Origin of the sequence: Nostoc sp. TCL240-02 (assembly GCF_013343235.1) — a bacterium.
Lineage (GTDB): Bacteria > Cyanobacteriota > Cyanobacteriia > Cyanobacteriales > Nostocaceae > Nostoc.
Genome location: NZ_CP040094.1, coordinates 1121707 through 1145130, shown reverse-complemented (window position 1 = coordinate 1145130; position 23424 = coordinate 1121707). Strand labels below are relative to the sequence as shown.

General features: G+C 41.7%; 22 protein-coding genes and 1 pseudogene. 13 read left to right on the top strand and 10 right to left on the bottom strand.

Features of this window, described 5'->3' with window-relative positions; all coding sequences use genetic code 11:
- Nucleotides 1–87 precede the first annotated feature (87 nt).
- From FBB35_RS05120 to FBB35_RS05105, 4 genes are all read left to right on the top strand, one after another.
- On the top strand, nt 88–1386 hold the full coding sequence (locus FBB35_RS05120) for an MFS transporter (protein WP_174708755.1): 1299 nt from the start codon (nt 88–90) through the stop codon (nt 1384–1386).
- A gap of 157 nt (nt 1387–1543) precedes the next feature.
- The gene (locus tag FBB35_RS05115; protein WP_174708754.1) at nt 1544–1768 is read left to right on the top strand and encodes a hypothetical protein; all 225 of its coding nucleotides are present in this window, start codon (nt 1544–1546) and stop codon (nt 1766–1768) included.
- 441 nt (nt 1769–2209) lie between these two features.
- Complete coding sequence (locus tag FBB35_RS05110) at nt 2210–2899, top strand: SDR family NAD(P)-dependent oxidoreductase (RefSeq protein ID WP_174708753.1); 690 nt, start codon at nt 2210–2212, stop codon at nt 2897–2899.
- A gap of 34 nt (nt 2900–2933) precedes the next feature.
- On the top strand, nt 2934–3701 hold the full coding sequence (locus tag FBB35_RS05105; RefSeq protein ID WP_174708752.1) for a class I SAM-dependent methyltransferase: 768 nt from the start codon (nt 2934–2936) through the stop codon (nt 3699–3701).
- Nucleotides 3702–3770: 69 nt separating this feature from the next.
- Here the strand turns inward: FBB35_RS05105 and FBB35_RS05100 are convergent, their stop codons facing one another.
- Nucleotides 3771–4736 (bottom strand): class I SAM-dependent methyltransferase, encoded by a 966-nt coding sequence (locus FBB35_RS05100; protein WP_174708751.1) that lies wholly within the window; start codon nt 4734–4736, stop codon nt 3771–3773.
- A gap of 334 nt (nt 4737–5070) precedes the next feature.
- Here FBB35_RS05100 and FBB35_RS05095 point away from each other — a divergent pair, with 334 nt between their 5' ends.
- Nucleotides 5071–5769 (top strand): glutathione binding-like protein, encoded by a 699-nt coding sequence (locus tag FBB35_RS05095; RefSeq protein ID WP_174708750.1) that lies wholly within the window; start codon nt 5071–5073, stop codon nt 5767–5769.
- 357 nt (nt 5770–6126) lie between these two features.
- Nucleotides 6127–6984, top strand: coding sequence for a 1-acyl-sn-glycerol-3-phosphate acyltransferase (locus tag FBB35_RS05090; protein WP_174708749.1), 858 nt, complete (start codon nt 6127–6129; stop codon nt 6982–6984).
- Nucleotides 6985–7124: 140 nt separating this feature from the next.
- On the opposite strand, the gene FBB35_RS05085 is transcribed toward FBB35_RS05090, so the two are convergent.
- Together FBB35_RS05085 and FBB35_RS05080 are read right to left on the bottom strand one after the other, a co-directional pair.
- Nucleotides 7125–7385: a MoaD/ThiS family protein gene (locus tag FBB35_RS05085; RefSeq protein ID WP_174708748.1), complete on the bottom strand. Its 261-nt coding sequence runs from the start codon at nt 7383–7385 to the stop codon at nt 7125–7127.
- Nucleotides 7386–7504: 119 nt separating this feature from the next.
- Nucleotides 7505–8263, bottom strand: coding sequence for a Uma2 family endonuclease (locus FBB35_RS05080; RefSeq protein ID WP_174708747.1), 759 nt, complete (start codon nt 8261–8263; stop codon nt 7505–7507).
- 132 nt (nt 8264–8395) lie between these two features.
- Here FBB35_RS05080 and FBB35_RS05075 point away from each other — a divergent pair, with 132 nt between their 5' ends.
- Nucleotides 8396–8623, top strand: coding sequence for a hypothetical protein (locus tag FBB35_RS05075; protein ID WP_174708746.1), 228 nt, complete (start codon nt 8396–8398; stop codon nt 8621–8623).
- A 91-nt stretch (nt 8624–8714) separates the two neighbouring features.
- Here the strand turns inward: FBB35_RS05075 and FBB35_RS05070 are convergent, their stop codons facing one another.
- Entirely contained in the window at nt 8715–9395 is a 681-nt protein-coding gene (locus tag FBB35_RS05070) for a tetratricopeptide repeat protein (protein WP_174713527.1), read from the bottom strand.
- Between the two features lie 118 nt (nt 9396–9513).
- Complete coding sequence (gene acs / locus FBB35_RS05065) at nt 9514–11487, bottom strand: acetate--CoA ligase (protein ID WP_174708745.1); 1974 nt, start codon at nt 11485–11487, stop codon at nt 9514–9516.
- A 232-nt stretch (nt 11488–11719) separates the two neighbouring features.
- Here acs and FBB35_RS05060 point away from each other — a divergent pair, with 232 nt between their 5' ends.
- From FBB35_RS05060 to FBB35_RS05045, 4 genes and pseudogenes are all read left to right on the top strand, one after another.
- Entirely contained in the window at nt 11720–12364 is a 645-nt protein-coding gene (locus FBB35_RS05060; RefSeq protein ID WP_174708744.1) for a restriction endonuclease subunit R, read from the top strand.
- A gap of 22 nt (nt 12365–12386) precedes the next feature.
- A pseudogene (locus tag FBB35_RS05055) lies at nt 12387–13136 on the top strand (Uma2 family endonuclease).
- A 91-nt stretch (nt 13137–13227) separates the two neighbouring features.
- On the top strand, nt 13228–13920 hold the full coding sequence (locus FBB35_RS05050; RefSeq protein ID WP_174708743.1) for a hypothetical protein: 693 nt from the start codon (nt 13228–13230) through the stop codon (nt 13918–13920).
- 67 nt (nt 13921–13987) lie between these two features.
- Nucleotides 13988–14428, top strand: a complete 441-nt coding sequence (locus FBB35_RS05045) for a hypothetical protein (RefSeq protein WP_174708742.1) — start codon at nt 13988–13990, stop codon at nt 14426–14428.
- A gap of 380 nt (nt 14429–14808) precedes the next feature.
- Here the strand turns inward: FBB35_RS05045 and FBB35_RS05040 are convergent, their stop codons facing one another.
- A complete protein-coding gene (locus FBB35_RS05040; RefSeq protein ID WP_174708741.1) occupies nt 14809–14973 on the bottom strand; it encodes a hypothetical protein in 165 nt (54 codons plus the stop codon).
- 914 nt (nt 14974–15887) lie between these two features.
- Here FBB35_RS05040 and FBB35_RS05035 point away from each other — a divergent pair.
- Nucleotides 15888–16610, top strand: a complete 723-nt coding sequence (locus FBB35_RS05035) for a TerC family protein (RefSeq protein WP_174708740.1) — start codon at nt 15888–15890, stop codon at nt 16608–16610.
- Between the two features lie 184 nt (nt 16611–16794).
- Here the strand turns inward: FBB35_RS05035 and ndk are convergent, their stop codons facing one another.
- Nucleotides 16795–17244 (bottom strand): nucleoside-diphosphate kinase, encoded by a 450-nt coding sequence (gene ndk, locus FBB35_RS05030; RefSeq protein ID WP_174708739.1) that lies wholly within the window; start codon nt 17242–17244, stop codon nt 16795–16797.
- Nucleotides 17245–17461: 217 nt separating this feature from the next.
- Between ndk and speA the strand changes: the two genes are divergently transcribed.
- On the top strand, nt 17462–19480 hold the full coding sequence (gene speA / locus FBB35_RS05025; protein WP_174708738.1) for a biosynthetic arginine decarboxylase: 2019 nt from the start codon (nt 17462–17464) through the stop codon (nt 19478–19480).
- A 137-nt stretch (nt 19481–19617) separates the two neighbouring features.
- Here the strand turns inward: speA and FBB35_RS05020 are convergent, their stop codons facing one another.
- The 3 genes from FBB35_RS05020 to FBB35_RS05010 form a co-directional block, all read right to left on the bottom strand.
- Nucleotides 19618–20787 (bottom strand): sugar phosphate nucleotidyltransferase, encoded by a 1170-nt coding sequence (locus FBB35_RS05020; protein WP_174708737.1) that lies wholly within the window; start codon nt 20785–20787, stop codon nt 19618–19620.
- Between the two features lie 231 nt (nt 20788–21018).
- Nucleotides 21019–21849, bottom strand: a complete 831-nt coding sequence (locus FBB35_RS05015; protein WP_174708736.1) for a segregation/condensation protein A — start codon at nt 21847–21849, stop codon at nt 21019–21021.
- 373 nt (nt 21850–22222) lie between these two features.
- Nucleotides 22223–23308, bottom strand: a complete 1086-nt coding sequence (locus FBB35_RS05010) for an AI-2E family transporter (protein WP_174708735.1) — start codon at nt 23306–23308, stop codon at nt 22223–22225.
- Nucleotides 23309–23424 lie beyond the last annotated feature (116 nt).

The window sequence follows — 23424 nt, the reverse complement described above, 5'->3', positions numbered from 1 at the left end:
GGTGAAAACTAATCTCCCTGCCCCCTGCCCTCTGCCCCATTCCCCATACTTCGACTGCGCTCAGTACAAGTTCCCCATTCCCAACTTATGTCCTTACCCTCCTTCTTAACGCGTCGTTCGTTCCACTATGGCTGGATCGTTGCAGGTTTAACCTTCCTAGCTTTATTAGTTGCGGCCGGAATTCGCTCTGCTCCCGGAGTTTTTATAGTCCCTCTCGAACAGGAGTTTGGCTGGAGTAGAGCAACTATATCTTTGGCAATCTCCATCAACTTAGTACTTTACGGACTGATTGGGCCTTTTGCTGCCACAGTTATGGAGCGAATCGGCATTCGCAAGATGATGGTATTCTCGCTCGCTGTCATTGCTCTCGGTGTCGGTTTAACTACTTTGATGTCAGCATCTTGGCAGTTAGTTTTGCTGTGGGGTGTAGTTGTCGGTTCTGGTAGCGGAGTTATCGCCCTGGTTTTGGGAGCTATTGTTGTCAATCGCTGGTTTTCTGAAAAGCGGGGTTTAGTTCTTGGCATCCTAACTGCCAGTACAGCCACAGGACAACTGGTGTTTTTGCCCATACTGGCCTCAATAGCCGATCGCTTTGGATGGCGAACTGCTGCTCTGACTCTGACTGGTGCTGCACTTCTAATTATTCCAGCGATCGCAGCCTTTATGCGCGATCGTCCGGCGGATGTTGGTTTGCGACCCTTTGGTGACAACAACGAAACTGTAGAAATATCACAGCCGAGAGCAAATTCCATTGCCTCTACCCTCAAAGCTCTCTGGCTGGGAATGCGTAAGCGCGACTTCTGGCTGTTATTTGGTAGCTTTTTTATCTGTGGCGCTAGCACAAATGGGTTAATTGGAACTCATCTGATTCCCGCTTGTATTGACCACGGTATCCCGGAAGTCAAAGCTGCGGGTCTTTTGGCAATCATGGGACTATTCGATTTTTTTGGAACTACTATGTCCGGTTGGCTATCTGACAGATGGAACAATCGCTACTTATTATGCTGGTACTACGGACTGCGGGGTTTGTCTTTGATTTTCTTACCCTTCAGTTTCAACTTTTCCTTCTATGGACTTTCCATTTTCGCCGTATTTTATGGGCTTGATTGGATTGCTACCGTACCACCGACAGTCCGCCTTGTTGCCAATGCTTTTGGTAAAGAAAATGTCGGCGTGATGTTCGGTTGGATTGTCGCAGGACACCAGCTTGGTGCAGCCACAGCAGCATTTGGAGCCGGAGTGTTGAGAACTTGGTCGGGTAGTTATTTACAAGCGTTTATTTTATCAGGCATTCTCTGTCTGATTGCCGCAGTTGGTGTACTGCAAATTGGTCAAACTCCCACTAAGGGCAATTCACAGCAATCTTCAGTCACGCTCAATCCTTAATTTATAGCTGATATGTACCTTGATTTCATCAAATAAATCCTTTGGTTCATAACGCTCTCGCAGTAAAAAGATATTGAGACTATCATCTGAAAAGTGGTTCCTAGCCTCACAAATTTGATAAAGTGTCAAAAGAATTAATTGTAGAGGATGAGTAAAAATGAAAACCGAACACGAACGTGAACAATTAATTAAAGATATTAACTTCCTGCTAAATCAAGCTTATGACAGTACTTTGGACGAGATTCACACTCTATTAAAACGTATAGATGATGAAGAGGATGAAGAGGATATAAAAGCTCTTACAGAAGCTAGAGAAGATAGACACATCAATGGTACTGTGTCTTGGGAGGAATATAAAGGATATGAAAAAGAAACTGCGTAATGTATCAAATTGAATTTACTCAGGGTGCAATAAAACAACTAAATAAACTCCCAAGTAACATTAAAAGCCGCATCGACTCAAAAATTTTAAATTTATCTATCTACAGAACCTCGTCTCAACGGTGTTAAAAAATTAAAAAATGAAGAAAATACTTATCGTCTTCGAGTCGGTGAGACCGAGTAATTTATGAAATATATGACGATATTTTGTTAATAAGTATAATTAAAGTAGGGCATCGTAGTAAGGTTTATGAAGATAAAAGTTGACATACAAGATAGACTAAGAGCTTTCGACTATCCATCTCGACCAATATAATATTGTGGGCGCTGCCTTTCGCTAAAGCCTAAATATCAGCAAGTTTCGCCCAAGGAATTTGATAAATAAAAGAGGCGCTTGAATAAAATTCCTTAACTGTTAATCCTAATAAGGAAAATTAAATTTATGGCAAAAACAGCTTTAATTGTCGGTGCAGGTAGTGGATTGAGTGCTTCTTTAGCCCGCCTGTTTGCCAAAGAAGGATTCACCGTAGCTTTAGCGGCTCGTCAAATTGAAAAACTAACTCAATTAAGTAGTGAAATTGACGCAGTTAGTTTCGCTGCTGATGTTTCAAAGCCAGATGAAGTAGAACAATTATTTATTGATATTGATAATAAAATTGGTTCCCCGAATGTTGTCGTTTACAATCCCAGTTACCGGGTGCGGGGGTCTATTGTTGATTTAGATCCTGCTGAGGTGGCACAAACCCTAAATATAACTGCTTATGGAGGCTTTCTTGTCGCTCAAGCTGCTACTAAAAGGTTTTTGCAGCTTGGCGGTGGTGCTATATTTTTTACTGGAGCCTCAGCGAGTGTTAAGGGTTATGCTCAGTCTGCTCCCTTTGCAATGGGTAAATTTGCACTGCGTGGTTTAGCTCAGAGTATTGCTAGAGAATTAGCGCCGAAGAATATTCATGTGGCACATTTTGTAATTGATGGGGCAATTCGTTCAGCAGTTCGCCAAGATCCAGTAGATAATCCTGATAGTACTCTTGACCCAGATGCGATCGCTCAAACTTATCTCAGCATTTTACGCCAACCTCGTAGTGCTTGGACTTATGAAGTAGAACTACGTCCTTGGGTAGAGAACTTCTAGCCTAGACAATTGTTACAAGAATGGTTTTGCAGGTATGAAAATTGATTTTGGTGCAACTGCTGTTGATTACGCAAAACATCGCGCGGGCTTTCCCAGTTCATTATTTAACAAACTGTCTGAATATGGTATAGGTTTACCAGGGCAAAATATTGTTGACCTTGGTACAGGAACAGGAACACTAGCGCGGGGCTTTGCTGATAGAGGTGCTGATGTAATTGGCATAGATCCATCAGCATCACTTTTAGAACAAGCGAGACAGTTAAGCGAATCAACCCAAATCAAAGTAGATTATCGAGTCGCAACTGCCGAAAATACCGAGTTACCAGATGCAAGTGCTGATGTAGTCACTGCTGGACAATGTTGGCATTGGTTTGATCGTCCCCGTGCTGTCCAGGAAATTACTCGGATATTGAGAAAAAATGGCTCAATTGCGATCGCACATTTTGATTGGATACCCTTAAAAGGTAATGTAGTTGAAGCAACAGAACAATTGATCAAGGCGCATAATCCAGCGTGGAATTTGGACGGTGGGAATGGAATGTATCCTCTGTGGTTACAAGATATTGGCGAAGGAGGATTTCGAGAAATCCGCACATTTTCTTACGATGTATTTGTACCTTACACACACGAAGCTTGGCGGGGACGAATTCGTGCTAGTGCCGGTGTGGGAGCCAGCTTGACACCAGAAAAAGTAGAAGTATTTGATCAGGAATTGGCTACATTACTCGAAGCAAGATATCCTACACAAATTCTTGAAGTTCATCATAGAGTTTGGGCTGCGATCGCCAAATCACCGCTATGAAAAAATATAATTGAAGCTCTATGTTTCATCCAGAGAAAGCCATCACTAGCGATGGCTTATAATACAAAGTTAGTTGCCCTTGATAGGTTTGATTCTAGCGATCGCTTGTTGTAACATTTTTGGCAGCCAAAAAAGATAACAATATAGTTGTTTTGCCTGACTATAAAGCGAGAATAACTTTCTTTCACTCAATAAAGTAAATGGCCGAACTGCTCTGAGAATTTCTGCAAATTTATCTTCCGTCGCAGATTCAACTGAACCACTGACAAAATAACCTTGTAAATGTGGAGGTAAGCGCCAGTTAATATTAGGATCTGGCTGATGTATTACAGGCTCAACATTCCCCCGCCATGCAACTCCCATAATTTGCATAGTTTGATACACCATTGTGTTCCACCCTTTCTCTTTAAAATAGTCTAAGCCTTGACCTACATCAGGAGAAGCCAAATCGTGAAATAAAACTAAAGCATCTGCTTCTGCAAATTGTTCGCAAATAATTGCATCATCCAGTGGAGCCGGTGCTTCGTGATTACCATCTATAAATATCAATGACCATTTACGTTGAAATTTATTTGCTATCTCTTTTACTTTTTGAGGGCTGCATCCTGGTATTAGATTCACAGATTCCTTAACGTTTGCTGACTTTAGTGACTCTGTAACGCTTTCATTAAATAATTGTTCGGATAGCATCGGATCAATTACATCTAACTCCACCCCTCCTAAAGCTAAGTGACAAGCTGACCACCCCATCCAGCAACCTATTTCTAAAGCTTTTTTCCCCCGAAATTTTAAGGCTGTATTGTATAAAATATGAGCTTCATCTCTGCTCACAAAACCTACCTTTTGCTGTCGTTTATCCACATACCAGTTATGAGTAATATCCCGCCGTAAATAAAGCCAAAAAGAATCATATTTATTTCCTAAAATTATATTGGGAAAATATAAATCTGGCTGGATAGTGGAAAATCCTGACGAAACATAATCTCCTTTTGGCAATAAGTTTCCTTCAATCACTTTGACTGTCTTTTCACTCATAAGTTACTCTCTAAGTATTTGAAATTCTAGGTTGTGGGGTTACAATTCAACTGGTCACGGCGATAGCGTACCCCTGCGGGGGATCTTGCTACACGCAGCGTCTCGTAGAGAGGAACACCGCTCTGATAATCGGAAATGGGACTGTTAATACATTCCAAAATTTGGGAAGGGTTAAAGCCCAGAACATAATTTTTCACTTCTTACTCAATCCCCAATCCCTTTTACTTTTCACCGTTTTTGTCCTCTTTTTTTCAGATTTTATGATAAATCAGAAAAAAAGAGATGTCTGCACCATTCACTTAAAAAGAATCGCACAATTTTAGGACAAATAACCATGATCGATCTTTATTATTGGACAACCCCAAACGGTCATAAAATTACGATTTTCCTGGAAGAAGTCGGCTTGCAATATACCATAAATCCTGTGAATATTGGGGCTGGAGATCAATTTAAGCCCGAATTTTTAAAGATTTCTCCTAACAATCGTATCCCCGCGATCGTTGACCACGAACCAGTAGATGGAGGTGCGCCGATTTCGGTATTTGAGTCTGGGGCAATCTTGCTATATTTGGCAGAAAAAACCGGGAAATTAATCCCGCAAGATTTACGCCAACGCACTCAAGTTTTAGAATGGTTGTTCTGGCAAATGGGCGGGCTAGGGCCAATGGCAGGACAAAATCATCACTTTAGCGCCTATGCTCCCGAAAAAATTGAATATGCGATTAACCGCTACGTGAATGAGACGGGACGCTTATATGGAGTGTTGAATAAGCAACTAGCAGATAGAGAATTTGTGGCTGGCGATTATTCCATCGCCGATATTGCTGCTTATCCCTGGATTGTGCCCTATGAACGCCAAAGTCAGAATCTAGAGGATTTTCCTCACCTCAAACGCTGGTTTGAGACAATTAAAGCTCGTCCGGCAACAATTCGCGCCTACGAGAAAGCAGAAGCATTGAAAACTCAACCACTTGATCCAGATAAGTCACGAGATTTTTTATTTAATCAGTCGGCGAAGACTATTCAACCTTGAGCATTCGGGGCTTGAAGAAGAATTCAGAATTTAGAATGGGTGTAGCCTATTCTAAATTCTGTTTGATAAAACAATTAGCAGGATTGTGTGGGCTGATTAGCACCGGAAGCACGAGATACAGCTGTTTCGCTGTTTATAGCTTTTTTATTAGACAAAGAATCGGCGCAGCAGTATTTGGTAGGATTGTGAATAACTTCGGCTACATGTATTGTTTTATTCTGGTTGGTATAGCGATCGCTCTGTTCTGGGTTTGGCTAGTCAAGCAAAAGCAATATAGCACTTGAAAGTCAGGTTAATTTAGGTTTAATTCAAGACTTGCCGCGTCTCCCAAGGTTCCGATCTTGTTAAAATGTATCGATGTCAAAAAAGCAACATCTCTTAAAGAAAAAACCCGGTTGGTCTTTGGATGAGCGAGATCCAAAGTTCATAGAATCTCTGATGCCTTTATTAGGCTTTTTCTATAAGTACTATTTTCAGGTGCAAACTAGTGGCTGGGAAAATATTCCATCCCAAGAAAAAGTCTTATTTGTCGGTTCGCATAATGGAGGACTGGCGGCTCCCGATATGGGAATGGTGATGTATGACTGGTTCAAACGATTTGGTGCCCAGAAACCCGTTTATGGTTTAATGCATCCCAAAGCTTGGCAGGTTAGCCAACCACTAGCGCAAATAGCTGCCAAGGCTGGAGCAATCATAGCTCATCCGAAAATGGCCTACACTGCGTTGCACTCTGGGGCTAGTGTGCTGGTTTATCCAGGTGGAGCCGAAGATGTGTTTCGACCGCATTATTTGCGTAACAAAATCTACTTTGCAGGGCGACAAGGATTTATCAAGTTAGCATTGCGGGAAAATGTGCCGATTGTACCTGTGATTTCCTGGGGCGCTCACGATACGCTGATTGTACTGGCTGACTTGTACAAAGTTGTGCAGCAACTCCACGAATGGGGAATGCCTTGGCTGCTTGGAATTGATCCAGAAGTTTTTCCGATCTATCTTGGATTACCTTGGGGATTAGCGATTGGCCCATTGCCCAACATTCCATTACCTGTGCCCATGTACACACGGGTTTGTCCGCCGATTGTATTTGAACGCTACGGCCCTGAAGCAGCTAGCGATCGCCACTATGTCAATGAATGTTATGAATTAGTTGTGAGTCAGATGCAGCAAGAGTTAGATAATTTAGTTAAGGTAACTGCTGAGTCGAATAGTAGTTAAGGGGGTAGGAGGCAGGAAGGCAGGAAGGCAGGGAGATGGAAACTTACTCTTTATTTTTGATGTATATGTGATTTTGAGTTCTGCATTTTGTACCTCATTTACTTGCAATCTGCTGTAACTCCTAATTCGTAACTATTTTCCTAGCCGCCGCTAACTGGTGGAATCAATACGACTTCATCCCCATCTTGTAATAGGGTATCTGGTTCAACAAATATTAAATTAATCCCGAAGCGGGTGATGTCTCGCCATTGGGAAAGTTCAGGATGTTCGGCTATGAGGCGATCACATACTGCTTTAACTGGCATACTATTGGGAAATTCCAGTACCAGTTCCGAAACCTTAAAGGCTTCTTGATAAGCAGCGAACAATTTGACGGTAATGGTGATTGCAGATTTAGACATACAATATGCTTTGGCAGTACCAGCAAGTAATTTAATGCTTGACAAGCACCCTGAACTGTTGGGCTTAATTATACATTAATAAATAGCAAAGTTGTATTATTGGTAGATAATTATGTTTCCTAATCCAACATTTCTGGGTCAATTCCTAAAGCGTTGAGTTGTTCAGCAGAGAGAGTACGCAATTTCTCTACAATTCTCTCCCGCTTTTGTCGCTCAATCACAGCCCGTTCCTCACCTGTTAGCAGTAAATTTCCTTGTGCATCCCACCAGCGCAACCAAGGTAACTCTGCATTCTGATAAAATCCTTGCCAGATTCCTAACTCTACCCCCATAGGAGCAATTGGGTAATGTCCTCGTTCATTGGGTTGCATTAGTTCATAAGTATTATCGCTTAGGTGGTAAACTTCCACTTGAGCTTTTGCTACTTCATAAATCCCATAATAAGGCACTCGAATTGCCTGTTCATAAACCCAAAACTTACCAACATTTCCACCTTCCCCTTGAGATGGCGGTGTGTTATTTCGTTCTTCTGAACCATCTCCAGAGACAAATTCAATCACAATTAGGGGTGCAACATACTCTTTCCACAGCACATAAGAACGCCGCATTTTACCGTCAAGAGTCGGCGGTACATTGGGTACATAAAACCAGTCTGGTGCTTCAGCCCCTTTCTCTGGAGGATCTGTCAATCGCCAGTAGATACCAGAATCTTGTCCGATACAATATTGACCGTCAAGATGAAGTTTCTCTAAAACAGGTTTAATTGAATCTGTGATTAAAATACTTTGTGGATGCTCCTGAAGATTTTTCACAAATGTACCATCTGAGTCTGGTAACTGGGTGTGGTCAGGTAAAGTTAATGCCGATAAGGAAGTCATAGGCTTTAACCGAAGGTCTCTATGATTCTCATTGTAAATTATGATTTTGTATACTACTGAAAGTTGGCACTTCTATTGTATTACAACCATCATACATTGTATAAAAGTAATCCAGGTAGAAAGATGGACTCAATGGCAATTTTGTCTTTCAATAATACAATGATTGCTAGTAAAATTCAGCATAGCTTATGTCAAATTAAGTATCGTGAACTTTTAATAATGATGAAATTAAAAGTTTTGGCTCCATCTGTTAAGGAACTAATAGACGAAATTGAAAAATATAAAGGCCCATTACACAGGTTGAAAGATCAATCGGATTTTAAGGAAAAAGTTGATAATATGCGAAAAATTGTTTTTTAAAAGAAGTAAGTAACAATATAGGGCATGTTAAATTTTAGCAACACACCCTAGCCGTTACAATATCTTACAGCATTGCTCTACCTGCTGATTTTTAGGAAACACTAGGATCGTCAGCAGTTTTGATCTCTTTCAATATTCGTTCGACTTGGTTAACTTTTTCACTTCTATTCTGTGCTTTGAAAATATTTAAAGCTTTTTCTAGAGAAGATAGCGCCTCATCTTTTTTATTTGTTTGCCACAATACCAATGCAAAATTAGTCAGAGCCTCGCCATAATTAGGATTGATTTCTAGAGCTTTTTTATATTCAGTCATGGCTTCATCCCAGCGACTTTGGCTAGCGTAAACCATACCGATCGCATTATAAGCTAGAGCGTATTTTGACTGGAGACGAATGGCTTCTTGAAAGGCGTTAATTGCTTCTTCTGGTTTCTTTTGCCGAAAAAGCACATTTCCCAGTTGAAAGTGTCCAAAGGCATCGTCTGGGAATTTTTTAATTAACTTGCGGAAATTTTCCTCTGCACCCGTTAAGTCTCCCTGATTAAATAAAGCATTGGCTTGTTGCAGCATCTGTGATCGCTCTGATGGCCCTGTATCTGAAAATTGGGCTAGTTTTTGTGATTGTCTCTGTGCATCCTGTTCTGGCGGATGCAAAGAAACTTTTCCAGAAACCGCTAACGCTAATGGTGATAAACTAATTATAGTTAGAATACTCAGCATCATGCAGCTAAAAGGTTGAACAAATGCTGATTTGGGTTTGCTCTTCAGCTTCATCGCCCTCAATGCCTCAATAATGTTCTTATGTCCATCATAAAATGTGGGTGCGTTAGGTGAAATACACCACAAGTAGGAACGCACATTTGTGCATCCCTACAAGGTCAATTGAAATTATTTAAGTACCTTCCCGCAATTTATCCAACACGCTTCTATCTTCTAATGTTGAAGTATCACCAGATACTTCTTGTCCAGCAGCTAGATTCCGCAATAAGCGCCGCATAATTTTACCTGATCGCGTTTTGGGCAAAGCATCAGTAAAGCGAATTTCTCCCGGACGTGCGATCGCACCAATTTCTTTGACGACGTGCTGCTTGAGTTCTTTACTCAGTTCGTCGCTTCCCTGATAAGTACCTTCTAAAGTGACAAAAGCAACTACCTCCTCACCTTTGAGTTCATCCGGCTTACCCACTACCGCCGCTTCTGCAACGGCTGGATGAGAAACTAAGGCTGATTCTACTTCCATTGTACCAAGGCGATGTCCTGATACATTCAGTACGTCATCTACACGACCCATGACCCAGAAGTAACCGTCTTCATCGCGTCTAGCACCATCACCAGCAAAGTAAGTATAGTTACCATCTTGGGGTGGAATGTGTTCCCAATAGGTGCGGCGGAAGCGTTCTGGATCGCCGTAGACTGTCCGCATCATTCCCGGCCACGGATGACGTACCGCTAGATAACCGCCTTCGTTATTGGGTACGGTGTTTCCTTCCAAATCCACGACATCTGCAATGATTCCTGGGAAGGGAAGAGTCGCGGAACCTGGTTTAGTAGGGATTGCTCCTGGTAGCGGTGTAATCATGATACCGCCAGTTTCCGTTTGCCACCAAGTATCAACAATTGGACAGCGATCGCCACCAATTATTTTCTGATACCACATCCAAGCTTCTGGGTTAATGGGTTCGCCGACGGTTCCTAGCAAACGCAACGAAGACAGGTTTCGTGCTTTGGGATGGTGTTCGCCCATCTTAATAAATGACCGAATTGCCGTAGGTGCAGTATAAAAAATATTAACGCCGTATTTTTCAATTACATCCCATGTACAACCAGGATTAGAAGCACGGGGCGCACCTTCATACATCAACGTTGTTGCACCGTTGGAAAGGGGGCCGTAGACAATGTAGCTGTGTCCCGTAATCCAACCGACATCGGCGGTACACCAATATACATCTGTATCTTGAAGGTCAAAGATCCACTTGGTGGTGATATGGGTATACAAATTATAACCAGCAGTTGTATGCACTACGCCCTTCGGTTTGCCGGTGCTACCAGAAGTGTAGAGGACAAACAGCATATCTTCGCTGTCCATCGGTTCGGCGGGACAATCTGCTGATACTCCTTTTCGCAAATCATGCCACCAATGATCGCGTCCGCCCAACTGCATATCAGTTTCTTGCCCGGTACGCTTGACAACTAGGACATTTTCAACGCTAGGAACAGCACCATCAGCTAAGGCTTTGTCTACCTGTTCTTTGAGAGGAACGATCGCATCTTTGCGCCAACCACCATCAGCCGTGATTACTAGTTTAGCTCTAACATCAATTAAGCGATCGCGCAAAGCTTCGGCACTAAAACCACCAAATACTACGCTGTGGGGTGCGCCAATTCTGGCACAGGCTAACATTGCGATCGCAGCTTCGGGAATCATCGGCATATATATACCAACGCGATCGCCTTTTTGTACACCCAATTGCTTCAATACATTGGCAAACTGACAAACTTCCCGGTGCAGTTGGGCATAAGTCAGAGTACGAGAATCACCCGGTTCTCCTTCCCAAATCAAGGCTGCTTTATTTTTGCGCCAAGTAGTGAGATGTCTGTCAAGGCAATTGTAAGAAATATTAGTCTTTCCGCCAACGAACCACTTTGCAAAAGGCGGTTGCCAATCTAGCACAGTATCCCATTTTTGGAACCATTCTAATTCTGTTCCAGCCAAATCTGCCCAAAATTGCTGCGGATCGGCTTTGGCTTTGTCACAAAGACGCTGATAGTCTTCTAGGCTTTTAATGTGGGCGTTCTGCGAGAATTCACTAGGAGGATGGAAGAGGCGATTTTCTTGGAGGATTGATTCGATATTTGGTTCAGACATGGTTAGTTATGAGTGCGATCGCGATTATTACTAAAAACTATTGTTAGCCTAGTTGTGCTAGACGATGTTTAGATTTTCGTTAAGCTAGGTGGAAATTGCCGAGTTATTTAGTTTACATTCATTTTCATCTACTAAAAGCAAGCGCTCAAGAAATGTAAAGACGTTATATTGCAGCCTATCTACCGCGAATGTTGCAAAATATAAGTAGTCTTGACAAACAACGCCTGAAACTATGACGCTCATCGTCGAAGCTAGTAGCCTATGTCTCAACGATGTTCATCGCTTTCTTAAACTGGAAGAGCTTTCCAATGCTTCCTTCACTGATTTCTTAAATTTAGAACCGCTAACAGAGTTTGAACAACAGGATTTATTGCGAATCAGAAATGACTTCCGTCGTTATCTCTCAGCAGGTAAAATTTCTGAAGGTTTAGTCAAATTTTTAACAATTGCCCCACTAATGCGGTTAGCAGGGTTTTACGATGTACCGATTCGGTTAACAATGGAAGATAGCATTGCGATCGCAGTCGAAGATGAAGACAGAAGAATTACCGGACGGATGGATATTTTAGCAATCAATAGTCCTCAAAGTAATATTGCGCCGCCTTTTTGGGTTCTAGTGATTGAAACAAAAAATAGTTCGGTCAATGTGATTGAGGGTTTACCTCAATTACTCACTTATGCTTTTAAGAGTTTATCGCAACAATCATCAGTTTGGGGTTTGGTAACTAATGGACAGCTTTATCAATTTGTTTATCTAAGACGTGATAACCAGTCAACTTATGAGTTGATGCCATTATTAACTTTGAGTCAATCTCCAGATGCAATCGAGTTATTGCAAGTTTTCAAAGCCATCTGTAAGTTACCAGATTTTCAGTAAATAAATTGCGGAGCGATCGCGGATATCTGAACCTGCTACTTTAGAATTGTTCTCTGATGGTATTTCAGAAGACGAAGTTATTTTTCCTCCTGGTGATATACTTAGTGATGAGCCACCCTTGGAAAGCGATTTACACCGCGATCAAATCGATTTGCTGATTCGCATACTAAAATTATGGTGGCGAGAGCGGCAAAATTTCTATGCTTCTGGCAATTTGACGATTTACTACAGTCCTAACCAGAAAAAATCAGAATATTTTCGTGGCCCAGACTTTTTTGTAGTTTTGGGGACTCAGAAAAAAGACCGTAAGAGTTGGCTAGTTTGGCAAGAAGACGGCAAATATCCAAACATGATTGTGGAAATTTTGTCAAATTCAACGACAGCAGTTGATAAAGGGTTAAAAAAACAAGTTTATCAAGATACCTTCCGTACACCAGATTATTTCTGGTTTGACCCTGTAACAATGGGACTTCAGGGATTTTATTTAGTTAATGGCAAGTATCAAGAGATCCAAGTAACTACTGATGGACGTTTGTGGAGTCAGCAGTTAAAACTTTATTTGGGAGTTTATGAAGGTAAATTAAGATTCTTCACTACTGAAAATCAATTAATATTATCATCAGAAGAGTTAGCTGAACAACAACGTTTACGTGCCCAACAAGCAGAAGAACGTGCCCAAGAGTCAGAAGAACGCGCCCAATAAGCAGAGCAAGAACTCGCTCGATTGCGGGAGGTATTACGCACAAAGGGCATCGACTTAGAGAATATTTGATGACATCAGGAAATTAATTAAGTACACTTTCGAGTTAAGATTTAGTTATTAGTGTGTAAAAAAGCGTTATCTTCTGAAAGTAGGGCCTCGTTTGCAAGCAACAGAGATTAAGGATAAGCTAAAGTCACTTACCCTGCAAGCTTCCTCGGTAGATCATAATTTGGCGAGAAGATTAGATGAAATCAATCGTTGGGTAAAAAATATCAAGCCAGGCTCCCTGACTGCAAAACCGTTTGTTATTGCATTTCTCTTAGAGGTAATTACTGATTCTACCATTTGGCTGATAATCAAATCCTTACCTTCGGAAGAAGAGCAGAAAGCAAAATTCGAGTTGATGACACCGATTGAGAGATATTGGTATGGTTATCTATTTCCTAGATGGATTAATGCAAGTGACTCCAAGTTTTATATTTGGAAACAAAAATTGATGGCAGGCGAATTTAATCAGGTCGATGATGATATCATTAAGTCAATAGCTCAAGATGTTGTAAGTCGAGAAGGTAGTTTTTGGCAGCGTTATATCGCCGACCTCTCTATGGCAACAGACCTAATTGTTAGTAGTCGTAACAATCAACCGCTTTGCATTCAAGTTACTAGTGTCTCTGAAGAACTTAATTACCAAAAGTACCAAGCTTGGCAAAATACACTGCGATCGTGGGAAATAGAGAGAGGATTGTTCTTAAGTTACAATCCCAAGGATGCTAATTTTGTCAACCAGTTAGTCAACGTGGCCCTGTATAACAGTGATTACCTTTCTGGTGGCAAATATTTAAAATTTTCGTGAACTTTAAGGAATTTGATATTTCCGGTTTGTGTTCAGCCTACATACTTACTTGCTAATTACAGCTTTTATGGCTAACAAAAGAGAAACTCACTGCAACAATCAAGTGGATACATTTGCTGAAGCTTTAGCAACAGCGCGACAAATGCAGCAAAACTGGCTAACTTACGGAGTTAATTTTGTAAATTTTTACGTTGAAGATGTAGATGGAGACTGGCTAGAAACGTGGGGAGATGACGAAATTATAGGTAATTCTCAGTTAGATACTATTAAAGAATTTTTGGTAAGTCATGATAGTGTAGCTGTGAAGGTAAGACAGCATTTAGGCGAGCGATCGCTATTTGATTTTGCCGTAAACTTAGAAGAATCTTGGAGAATTTCTGAAACCAATGACAGGTTATCTGCTGTAAGACACTTATTTGCTGGTGAAGAAAATAGTATTGACACAGATGACATTAGGGTATTGGATTTAGTAAACAGTCTAGTGCTGAAGTTAGCAGAGATTTTGTGAAATTTGGAATTATGTTGTAGTAAATTGCTTTCAGAGGCTATTTGCATTTGTGATTCATATTAAAGCATTCATAAGAATGTTTGAGCAATTGTTGCAAACATACTCATTGGGCGATTGAAACCTTTAATCGAGCTATAAAACAAGTATGTGGAATTTGCCGATTCATGGTAAGCCAGCGCGTTGCGGGGTTTCCCCCGTTGTAGCAACTGGGGAACCCGCAAGGGTTAGAGATACCTATGCAATAAAGATTCAGATATTTTTTTTACTTCAATTTACGGTGTTTTTTCAAAAAAAATAGGAGTCCTATATAAAAGTAAGAACTGGTAAAAAACACATAGATTTTCTACCAGTTCTTATTCAAAAACTTTTATTACTGTTAACTATTTATGATGCCAGTATTCATGTTTTTTCTCATGTTCATGATTATGCTTAGAATGGGAATGACCATGACCTCCTGAAATAGTATTCAAATGTACTGGATTTAAGTTATCTAAGAATGACTTTTTATCAAGAGATTTTAGCTCAGAAATCACTATTTTAGACATAGCTTTCGTTTCCTGTATATCCAACAACTTTAACTTTTATATTTTATAGTTTATCTAAAAACTATATCTGACTAATTTTTATGTAAAAAGGCAATTTAATACATATATTTCAGGACATATCTAAGTTGATTTTGTCTCCAAAACTGCATCTGCAAATTGGGATAACCTAGCATATATATTTTAAATATTGCTAGGGTTATGTTGACCCTCTGCTTTTAAGTAGGAAATTAGCAAATCCCAACACTATCTAACTAGACAAGCACTATAAACTAGACAAAGAAGACTCATATTAATAGTATTAATGATGGATGAGTTTCCTGAATTGTGTTATTTTTTAGCCAATTTTAAACCTCGATTGGGTCGATTAAATCAGCACTCTAAAATTTGACCCGCTTGCTCGATCGCTTTGAGAATACCGATCTCCTTTACCGTGAACCTTATTCCAGCGATCAAAGTGGCACTTTTGCAGTATTGACCAAGGCAGGATTAGCCATGTAGCAAAAGTGGGTTGTTTATGCTGATTAGTATGGTGCGTTGTCGCGCAGTGCAACGCACCATATTTAAGCTTTTTCTAATAAGGTGTACTTCCCGCTTGCAACCTGACTTTGAATGAACTGCTCAAGCTCGGTCGTCAAAGAAATATTTATAAAATATAACAATATTTTTCATCAACTAATTCTAGATGCGAACTGACAGCAGTCTATTGCGATCGCACTAAGCAAGATGTTAAAAATTTTGGTGTATTGACTTATACGCAAATTACCCAACTTCCACTGCGATCGCATCCATTTAATCCTCTTCAAAATGCACCACAAGCACGTTAAGCTGAATTAGAGTAGCAATTTATTGCGCTTTTTAATATATAAATCTCTGTTCTTGTCAAATTTTAATTTTTTCTGCTTGAGAAACCCGGAATGCTAGACCGAATTTTTGATTACCTCGACTTTCATTTCAGCCTTGAAGCCCTTATAGTTCTGCTGATCCTGGTGCTTTTAGAGGCGCTGTTATCTGCCGACAATGCGATTGCTCTGGCTGCGATCGCAAAAGGGCTGGAAGACAAGGAACTTGAGCGTAAAGCCCTCAACTTTGGTTTAGTCGTTGCTTATGTGCTACGAATCAGCCTGATTCTGACTGCCACTTGGGTGCAACAATTCTGGCAATTTGAATTATTGGGCGCTGCTTATCTCCTGTGGTTAGTATTTCAACACTTTACCTCGGAAGAATCTAAGGACGATCACCATCACGGGCCGCGTTTTAATTCATTGTTGCAAGCGATACCTGTGATTGCATTTACAGATTTGGCATTTTCTTTGGATAGCGTGACAACTGCGATCGCAGTTTCTCAAGAAAAATGGCTAGTGCTGACGGGTGCAACAATTGGTATTATTACGCTGCGATTCATGGCGGGATTGTTTATCCGTTGGCTAGACGAATACGAAAACCTAGAAGACGCAGGCTATGTAACTGTAGCGTTCGTAGGCTTGCGCCTGTTGTTGAAAGTGGTGAACGATAATTTAGTTCCACCAGAATGGATCATGATTACTGCCATCTTCCTGATTTTAGGCTGGGGATTTTCCAAGCGTGTTAACACTGAAGTGCCCGAATTAGAACCAGAAAAGAGCGAAGTATCTAAATAAAAAGGGCAGGGGGCAGGAGGCAGGGGAATTAGGAGGATGAAGGGACAAGGAGGGCAAGGGGGACAAGGAGGATAAAGGGAGAATTATTCAACAAGTTTCTCCCAAGTCTCCCCCCCTCTTCCTTGTCCCCCCTATCTCTTATCGATGCCCAATTCCCAGTCCCCAATCCCCAGTCCCTAATATCTTACTCGTGCAACCAAGGGGTTATGTGTGGTTGCCAATCGACTAATTCTTCATCTTTAAACCATAGGGCTATTTCCTGATGTGCGGTTTCTGGAGCATCAGAACCGTGAATCAAGTTTCGACCAATATTGATGCCAAAATCACCGCGAATTGTTCCCGGTTCAGATGTTAAGGGGTTCGTGGCACCAATAATCTTTCTGGCAGATGCAACGACACCATCACCTTCCCATACCATCGCTACCACTGGGCTAGAAGTGATAAATTCCACTAAACTACCAAAAAAGGGACGTTCCCGGTGAACACCATAGTGTTGTTCAGCCAGTTCTTTACTGACTTTCAAGAACTTTAAACCAACTAGGGTAAAACCTTTAGTTTCAAAGCGACGGATAATTTCCCCCACTAATCCCCGTTGTACTCCGTCAGGCTTAATTGCTAAGAATGTGCGCTCCATTGCCATCTCCCAAAGCTTAATAAAGTTTTTATCTTGTCATTTGTCATTTGTTCTTTGTCATTTGTCCAAAGGTTTTGCACTCTTAACCAATGACTAATGACCAATGACTCTTGACCAATCAGAGTTTATCTTAGAAATTATCTTTGGGTACATATACGTTCCCAAATGAATGCGTTAAATTGTTAAGTCGTGGGCGAAAAACAGAGGTTAGGAAGAAATGGGTGTTGAGTCAACTGCTACATCTGACGAGGTGGTACAAGTACCGTCCAATGGACAAAAATCTGAAGTGAAAAATCCTAAACAAAAGAAACTTTTACCACCTACTACTACCGCAGGAAGTTTACCTCGCTCCTGGAAAATTGAGGATAGCGAAGAATTATACCGCATTGAAGGTTGGGGACAACCCTATTTTTCCATTAGCGCTGCTGGTCACGTCACCGTCTCACCCAAGGGCGATCGCGGGGGATCTCTCGACTTGTTTGAATTGGTCAACTCCATGAAACAGCGCAACTTGGGACTTCCGATGTTGATTCGCTTTTCCGATATTTTGGAAGACCGGATTGAACGGTTGAATGCTTGTTTTGCCAAAGCGATCGCCCGCTACAACTACCCTGGCGTATACCGGGGTGTGTTTCCTGTCAAATGCAACCAAGAGCGGCATTTGATTGAAGATTTAGTCAAGTTTGGCAAGCCTCATCAATTTGGCTTAGAAGCTGGTTCCAAACCAGAATTAATGATTGCCCTGGCTGTCCTCGATACACCAGGAGCGTTGTTAGTTTGCAACGGCTACAAAGACCGAGAATACATCGAAACGGCAATGTTAGCCCAGAGATTAGGGCAAACACCAATCATTGTCTTAGAACAGATTGAAGAGGTTGATTTGGTAATTGATGCCAATCGCCAGTTAGGTATTAAACCGATTTTAGGGGTTCGCGCTAAACTCAGCACCCAAGGTATGGGACGTTGGGGAGCCTCTAGTGGCGATCGCGCTAAATTTGGTTTGACAATGCCGGAAGTAATCGAGGCTGTTGACAAGTTACGGGAAGCTAACCTGCTCGATTCTTTGCAGTTGATGCACTTTCACATCGGCTCACAAATCTCCGCCATCAATGTAATTAAAGATGCCATCCAAGAAGCCAGCCGCATTTATGTGGAATTGGCCATGCTGGGTGCGGATATGAAATACCTTGATGTCGGTGGCGGCTTGGGCGTAGATTATGATGGCTCCCAAACCAACTTTTATGCCTCGAAAAATTACAACATGCAGAACTATGCCAACGACATCGTGGCAGAGTTAAAAGATACCTGTGCAGAGCGCCAAATTACCGTACCAACACTGATTAGCGAAAGTGGACGTGCGATCGCTTCCCATCAGTCGGTGCTGATTTTTGATGTTCTTAGTACCAGCGATGTCCCCCTTGATTCACCAGAACCTCCACAAGAGGGAGAGTCCCCAATAATTAATTACCTTTGGGAAAGCTACCAATCCATCAACCAAGAGAATTACCAAGAGTTGTATCACGATGCGGCACAATTCAAAGAAGAGGCCATCAGTCGCTTCAACTTAGGAATTTTACGCCTCAGAGAACGAGCCAAAGCCGAACGGCTATACTGGGCTTGTTGCCAGAAAATTTTGAACATAACTAGACAGCAAGAATACGTACCCGATGAGTTAGAAGACCTTGAGAAAATCATGGCTTCCATCTACTACGTTAATATGTCAGTGTTTCAATCAGCACCAGATTGCTGGGCGATCGACCAGCTATTCCCCATCATGCCAATCCACCGTTTGGATGAAGAACCAATCCGGCGGGGAATTTTAGCAGACCTCACCTGTGATAGTGATGGTAAAATCGACCGATTTATTGACCTGCGCGATGTCAAATCAGTTTTAGAACTACACACCTACAAGCCCGGAGAACCCTATTATTTAGGGATGTTCTTGAATGGAGCTTACCAAGAAATCATGGGGAATTTGCACAACCTATTTGGCGATACTAACGCCGTTCACATCCAATTAACGCCCAAAGGCTACCAGATTGAACACGTTGTCAAAGGTGACACAATGAGCGAAGTAGTAAGCTATGTTCAGTATGACTCCGAAGATATGGTAGAAAACATTCGTCAGCGTTGTGAGAAAGCATTAGAAGAAAAGCGTATCACCCTAGCAGAATCTCAGCGATTGCTGCAAACCTACGAGCAGAGTCTCAGAAGATACACATATCTGAATAGTTAAATTGGGAATTGGGAATTGGGAATTGGGCATTGGGAATTGGGAATTGGGCATTGGGTATCGCTCAAGAATCAATAAATAGTTCTTCTTCCCCTGCCCCCTGCCCCCTGCCCCCTTGCTCCTTCCCCATTCCCCATTCCCTAATTCGCGTTTGTCCCCAGCAATTCCTCTATCGCTTGTCGCTCAACAGGGGTATGAGATGGTGGTATCTGGCGAGCATCGGTAATTAGCCAATCTAAAGCAGCCGCTTGGACATCTATAGCGGCCCCAGTTTTATCTACACAATAACGTCCAAACACTAGCTTATCGACTAATCTGACTCCTGGCCCCAAGCGCGACCATTCAAAAATCACGCTATTTTCTACTGTTGCGCCACTACATATCCAACAATTGGGGCCAATCATCGCAGGTCCAACGATTTTCGCTCCGTCTTCTATTCTCGTCATCCCGCCGATGTAAACTGGGCCAGTGATATCCACTTTGTCCCAATTCACGGCGACATTTAAGCCAGTATAAATACCAGGGGCGACTTCATGACCGGGGATTTGCACATTTTTGATTTCACCCAGCAGTACACCGCGAATCGCCCGCCAATAGTCTGGAACTTTACCAATATCTACCCATTCAAAGTCCATAGGGATGGCGTAGAAGGGAGCTTTGATTTCCACTAATTTGGGGAACAATTGGCTACCAATGTCATATTCCACATCAGAGGGAATATAGTTAAAAACCTCTGGTTCAAAGATGTAAATACCTGTGTTGATGTTGGTGCTGAGGGCTTCTTCGGTTGAAGGTTTTTCTTGGAAAGCTTTAACACGCCCCTCTTCATCAGTGACTACCACACCGTAGCTTGAAACTTCTTCCTGGGGAACAGATTTTGTAATAATAGTAGCGATCGCCCCTTTTGCTCTATGCCATTTAACTGCCGCAGTTAAATCCAAATCAATCAAAGCATCACCACACAACACCACAAAGGTATCATCAAAAAACGGTGAGAAGTCTTGGATACGCCGCATTCCTCCAGCAGAACCGATTGCTTCTCCCTCCAGTTTACCTTCGTCATCAATTTTCCCTTCAAAGGAATAGGCAATCTGCACCCCAAACCGTTGACCGTCACGAAAATAGTTTTCTATTTCTTCAGCCAAATGACTAACGTTGACCATAATCTGGTCAAATCCATGTTGGCGTAACAGTTCCAGCAAGAACTCCATCACTGGCTTTTGCAGGATGGGAATCATTGGTTTGGGAATTGTGTAGGTAATCGGACGCACGCGAGTACCCTTACCAGCCGCGAGAATCATCGCTTTCATAAAAATTTATTCCTCAACCACAAGCCAGTTTACTTTTATCGAGTGATACTTAATCATCAGTTTTTATTTCTGCTGTAAGTCATCCCTCAAACAGGGATAACAGGAATTTAGTGGTTATTACAACCATCTATATACTTAGATGACAAGCGATCGCTTATCTTTTCAATTTACTCGGATTTTGAGACTGAATCAAAAATCTGTAAATTATCTGTAGGGCTACTTTTCGCTTTTTTAGTTCATCGACTGCTCAAAAGGTTTACTGGTCTTAGCTGAATCTGTAATTAGCCGAATTTTAATCTCATTGTAAAACTCCTCTTGAAATAGCTCTACTTTCGATTGAGCCGAAAGTAGTAGTAGCGCCCAGAAAACGCTAACTAAATGACTGTGTTTAGACTCATGTCCAGACCCCTTTTGGTTAAAAAGCTTTGTCTGAGTCCACAATTCTACAAGTTGTTCTAAATTCAACCAATTTTGTTCTGAATTTAGCTCTCTGGCCGATAAATTCAAGACTTGTTCGAGTTCTCCAGCTACTTCTGTCAGATTTTCTTGGTGAGCTAACTCCAGTGCCTCCCGCATACTTTGGACGCTAGGCAAACGTCTGGGACGAATAGGTTTGCTGACTTTTTCTACTAGTTTTAGCTGGTTTGCCATAATCTGCAATTGCTTGATTAACTCTTGCAGAGTCACCCGACGCTTCGGTGGCGGCATTGCCGATGGACGACGACGCAATTGCCGTTCTAATGGTAAACGATGACCATGATGTGATATTCCGTCTTCATCTTCCAATATGGCATCATCTAATACATAATCCTGGATATCACCTACTGTTGACAATTGCATCAATGTATTAGCTTTAAATAATACCAGCATTGATGCTGATAAAAATGCCTGTCCAGATTGAGACAAATCCGCTTCATAGCCTCTTCCTATCGACTCCGGTGCCATCAGTTCTAAGTAACGGTCAATCACCTCAATTACTTGGACATCCCAAGGGTCAATTTCTCCCTGTTCAGCTTGGTAAATCAGGAGTGTGATTGTTTCTAATAGCTCGGAAGCTTCCATCAACGGGTTCTAAGTTAATTAATTAAGAATCGAAATACTGTAAATCCAACAGTAAACTCATTGACTCTTGGCAAAGCGTGTACTTAATACATTCGCTTGTGCTTCTTTTAATCAGAAATTGCCTGCTGGCAGCATCCTCTGAAATTTGTAATCAATCACCATTGTGAATTGTGAGATCGGAATGTGCAACTTTTGATATTTTATATTTGGGAATTGGGCATCGATAAGAGATAGGGGGGACAAGGAAGAGGGGGGATAAAGGGAGAAACTTGTTGAATAATTCTCCCTTTATCCTCCTTGTCCCCCTTGTCCCCCTTGTCCCCCTCATCCTCCTAATCTCCCCTGCCCCCTGCTTCCTCCCTCCCCCGCACCCTCACTCTTGGGGTGGGTCATGAGCAATGGTGACAGTTGAGACAAAATCACTAGGTTTGCCGCTCTTGATCGCATCGAAAGTGCCTTTAATAGTACCAGCAATGGGAACAGCAACAAGCGTTCCTAACAGCCCCGCAATCTCAAATCCCATCAAAATAGCTACAAAAATCCAAATGGGATTCAGTCCGATAAAGTTGCCGAGTAATCTGGGAGCTAACAAGTTATCTTTAAGCTGTTGCATAAGAATTGCCGCGATCGCAACTTGAACTGCTAACCACCAATTTTGCAGTAGTACTAAAATCGTCACTAGACCAATGCCAAGAGATGCCCCAATAAAGGGAATGAGTTCTGAAATCCCAATTAATATGGCAAACAGCAGGGCAAAGGGTACCTTCATTACTAAGAAAATTGGTGTCAGGGTTAGCATCATGAATAGCCCTAGCAACAACTGACTAAGGAAGAAGTTCTGGAAATTTAGGCGTAAGGATGCGGTAAGAGGCTCTCCAATATTAGAAGGCAAAAGATTGACCAGACCATACCAGACGCGATCGCCATATAAAAGCATATAAAATGCCAGCACAATAACTAACACTACGTCAAGTAAGCCTGATAACAGTGTCCCAGCAAATCCCACTGCCCCAGAAGCTAGCTGTTGCACCAGATTCTGAATGTTGGCATTGATTTGACTGCTTACAACCCTGAGATCGATCGGCAAACGTCTTTGTTTTGCCAGCATCTCAAATTGCTCTAAGTTTGCCTGACTAGCGCCTAACCAATCAGGGATCTTATTTAACAGTTGGATTGTTTGGTCAATGATTAACGGCACTAGGGTGACACCCAGAATCCCAAACAGGGTTAATGTTGCCAGTAAAACTATGATTACTGCCTGAGTGCGCGTGATTCGGGCACGTTCAAAGAACTTAACTGGGTAATTGAGTAGAAAAGCCAAAATCGCCCCAATGCTCAAGACGGTAATGGGATGCTGGAAGTATCGAAAAAGTACGGACAGTAGCCAGACATTAAGAGCGATAATTGGACCGCTCAGACCATAAATTAACAGGCGTTGAAGGGATGCCGAACGGCGCATTTTATGCAACCTATTTTAGATATTTCTGAGAGAATTTGTAAAATTCTTGATAACACTGATTATTATCATAGATATTTTTAACAAAGATATGTATAAGCGTATCTGATAGCAAGGAA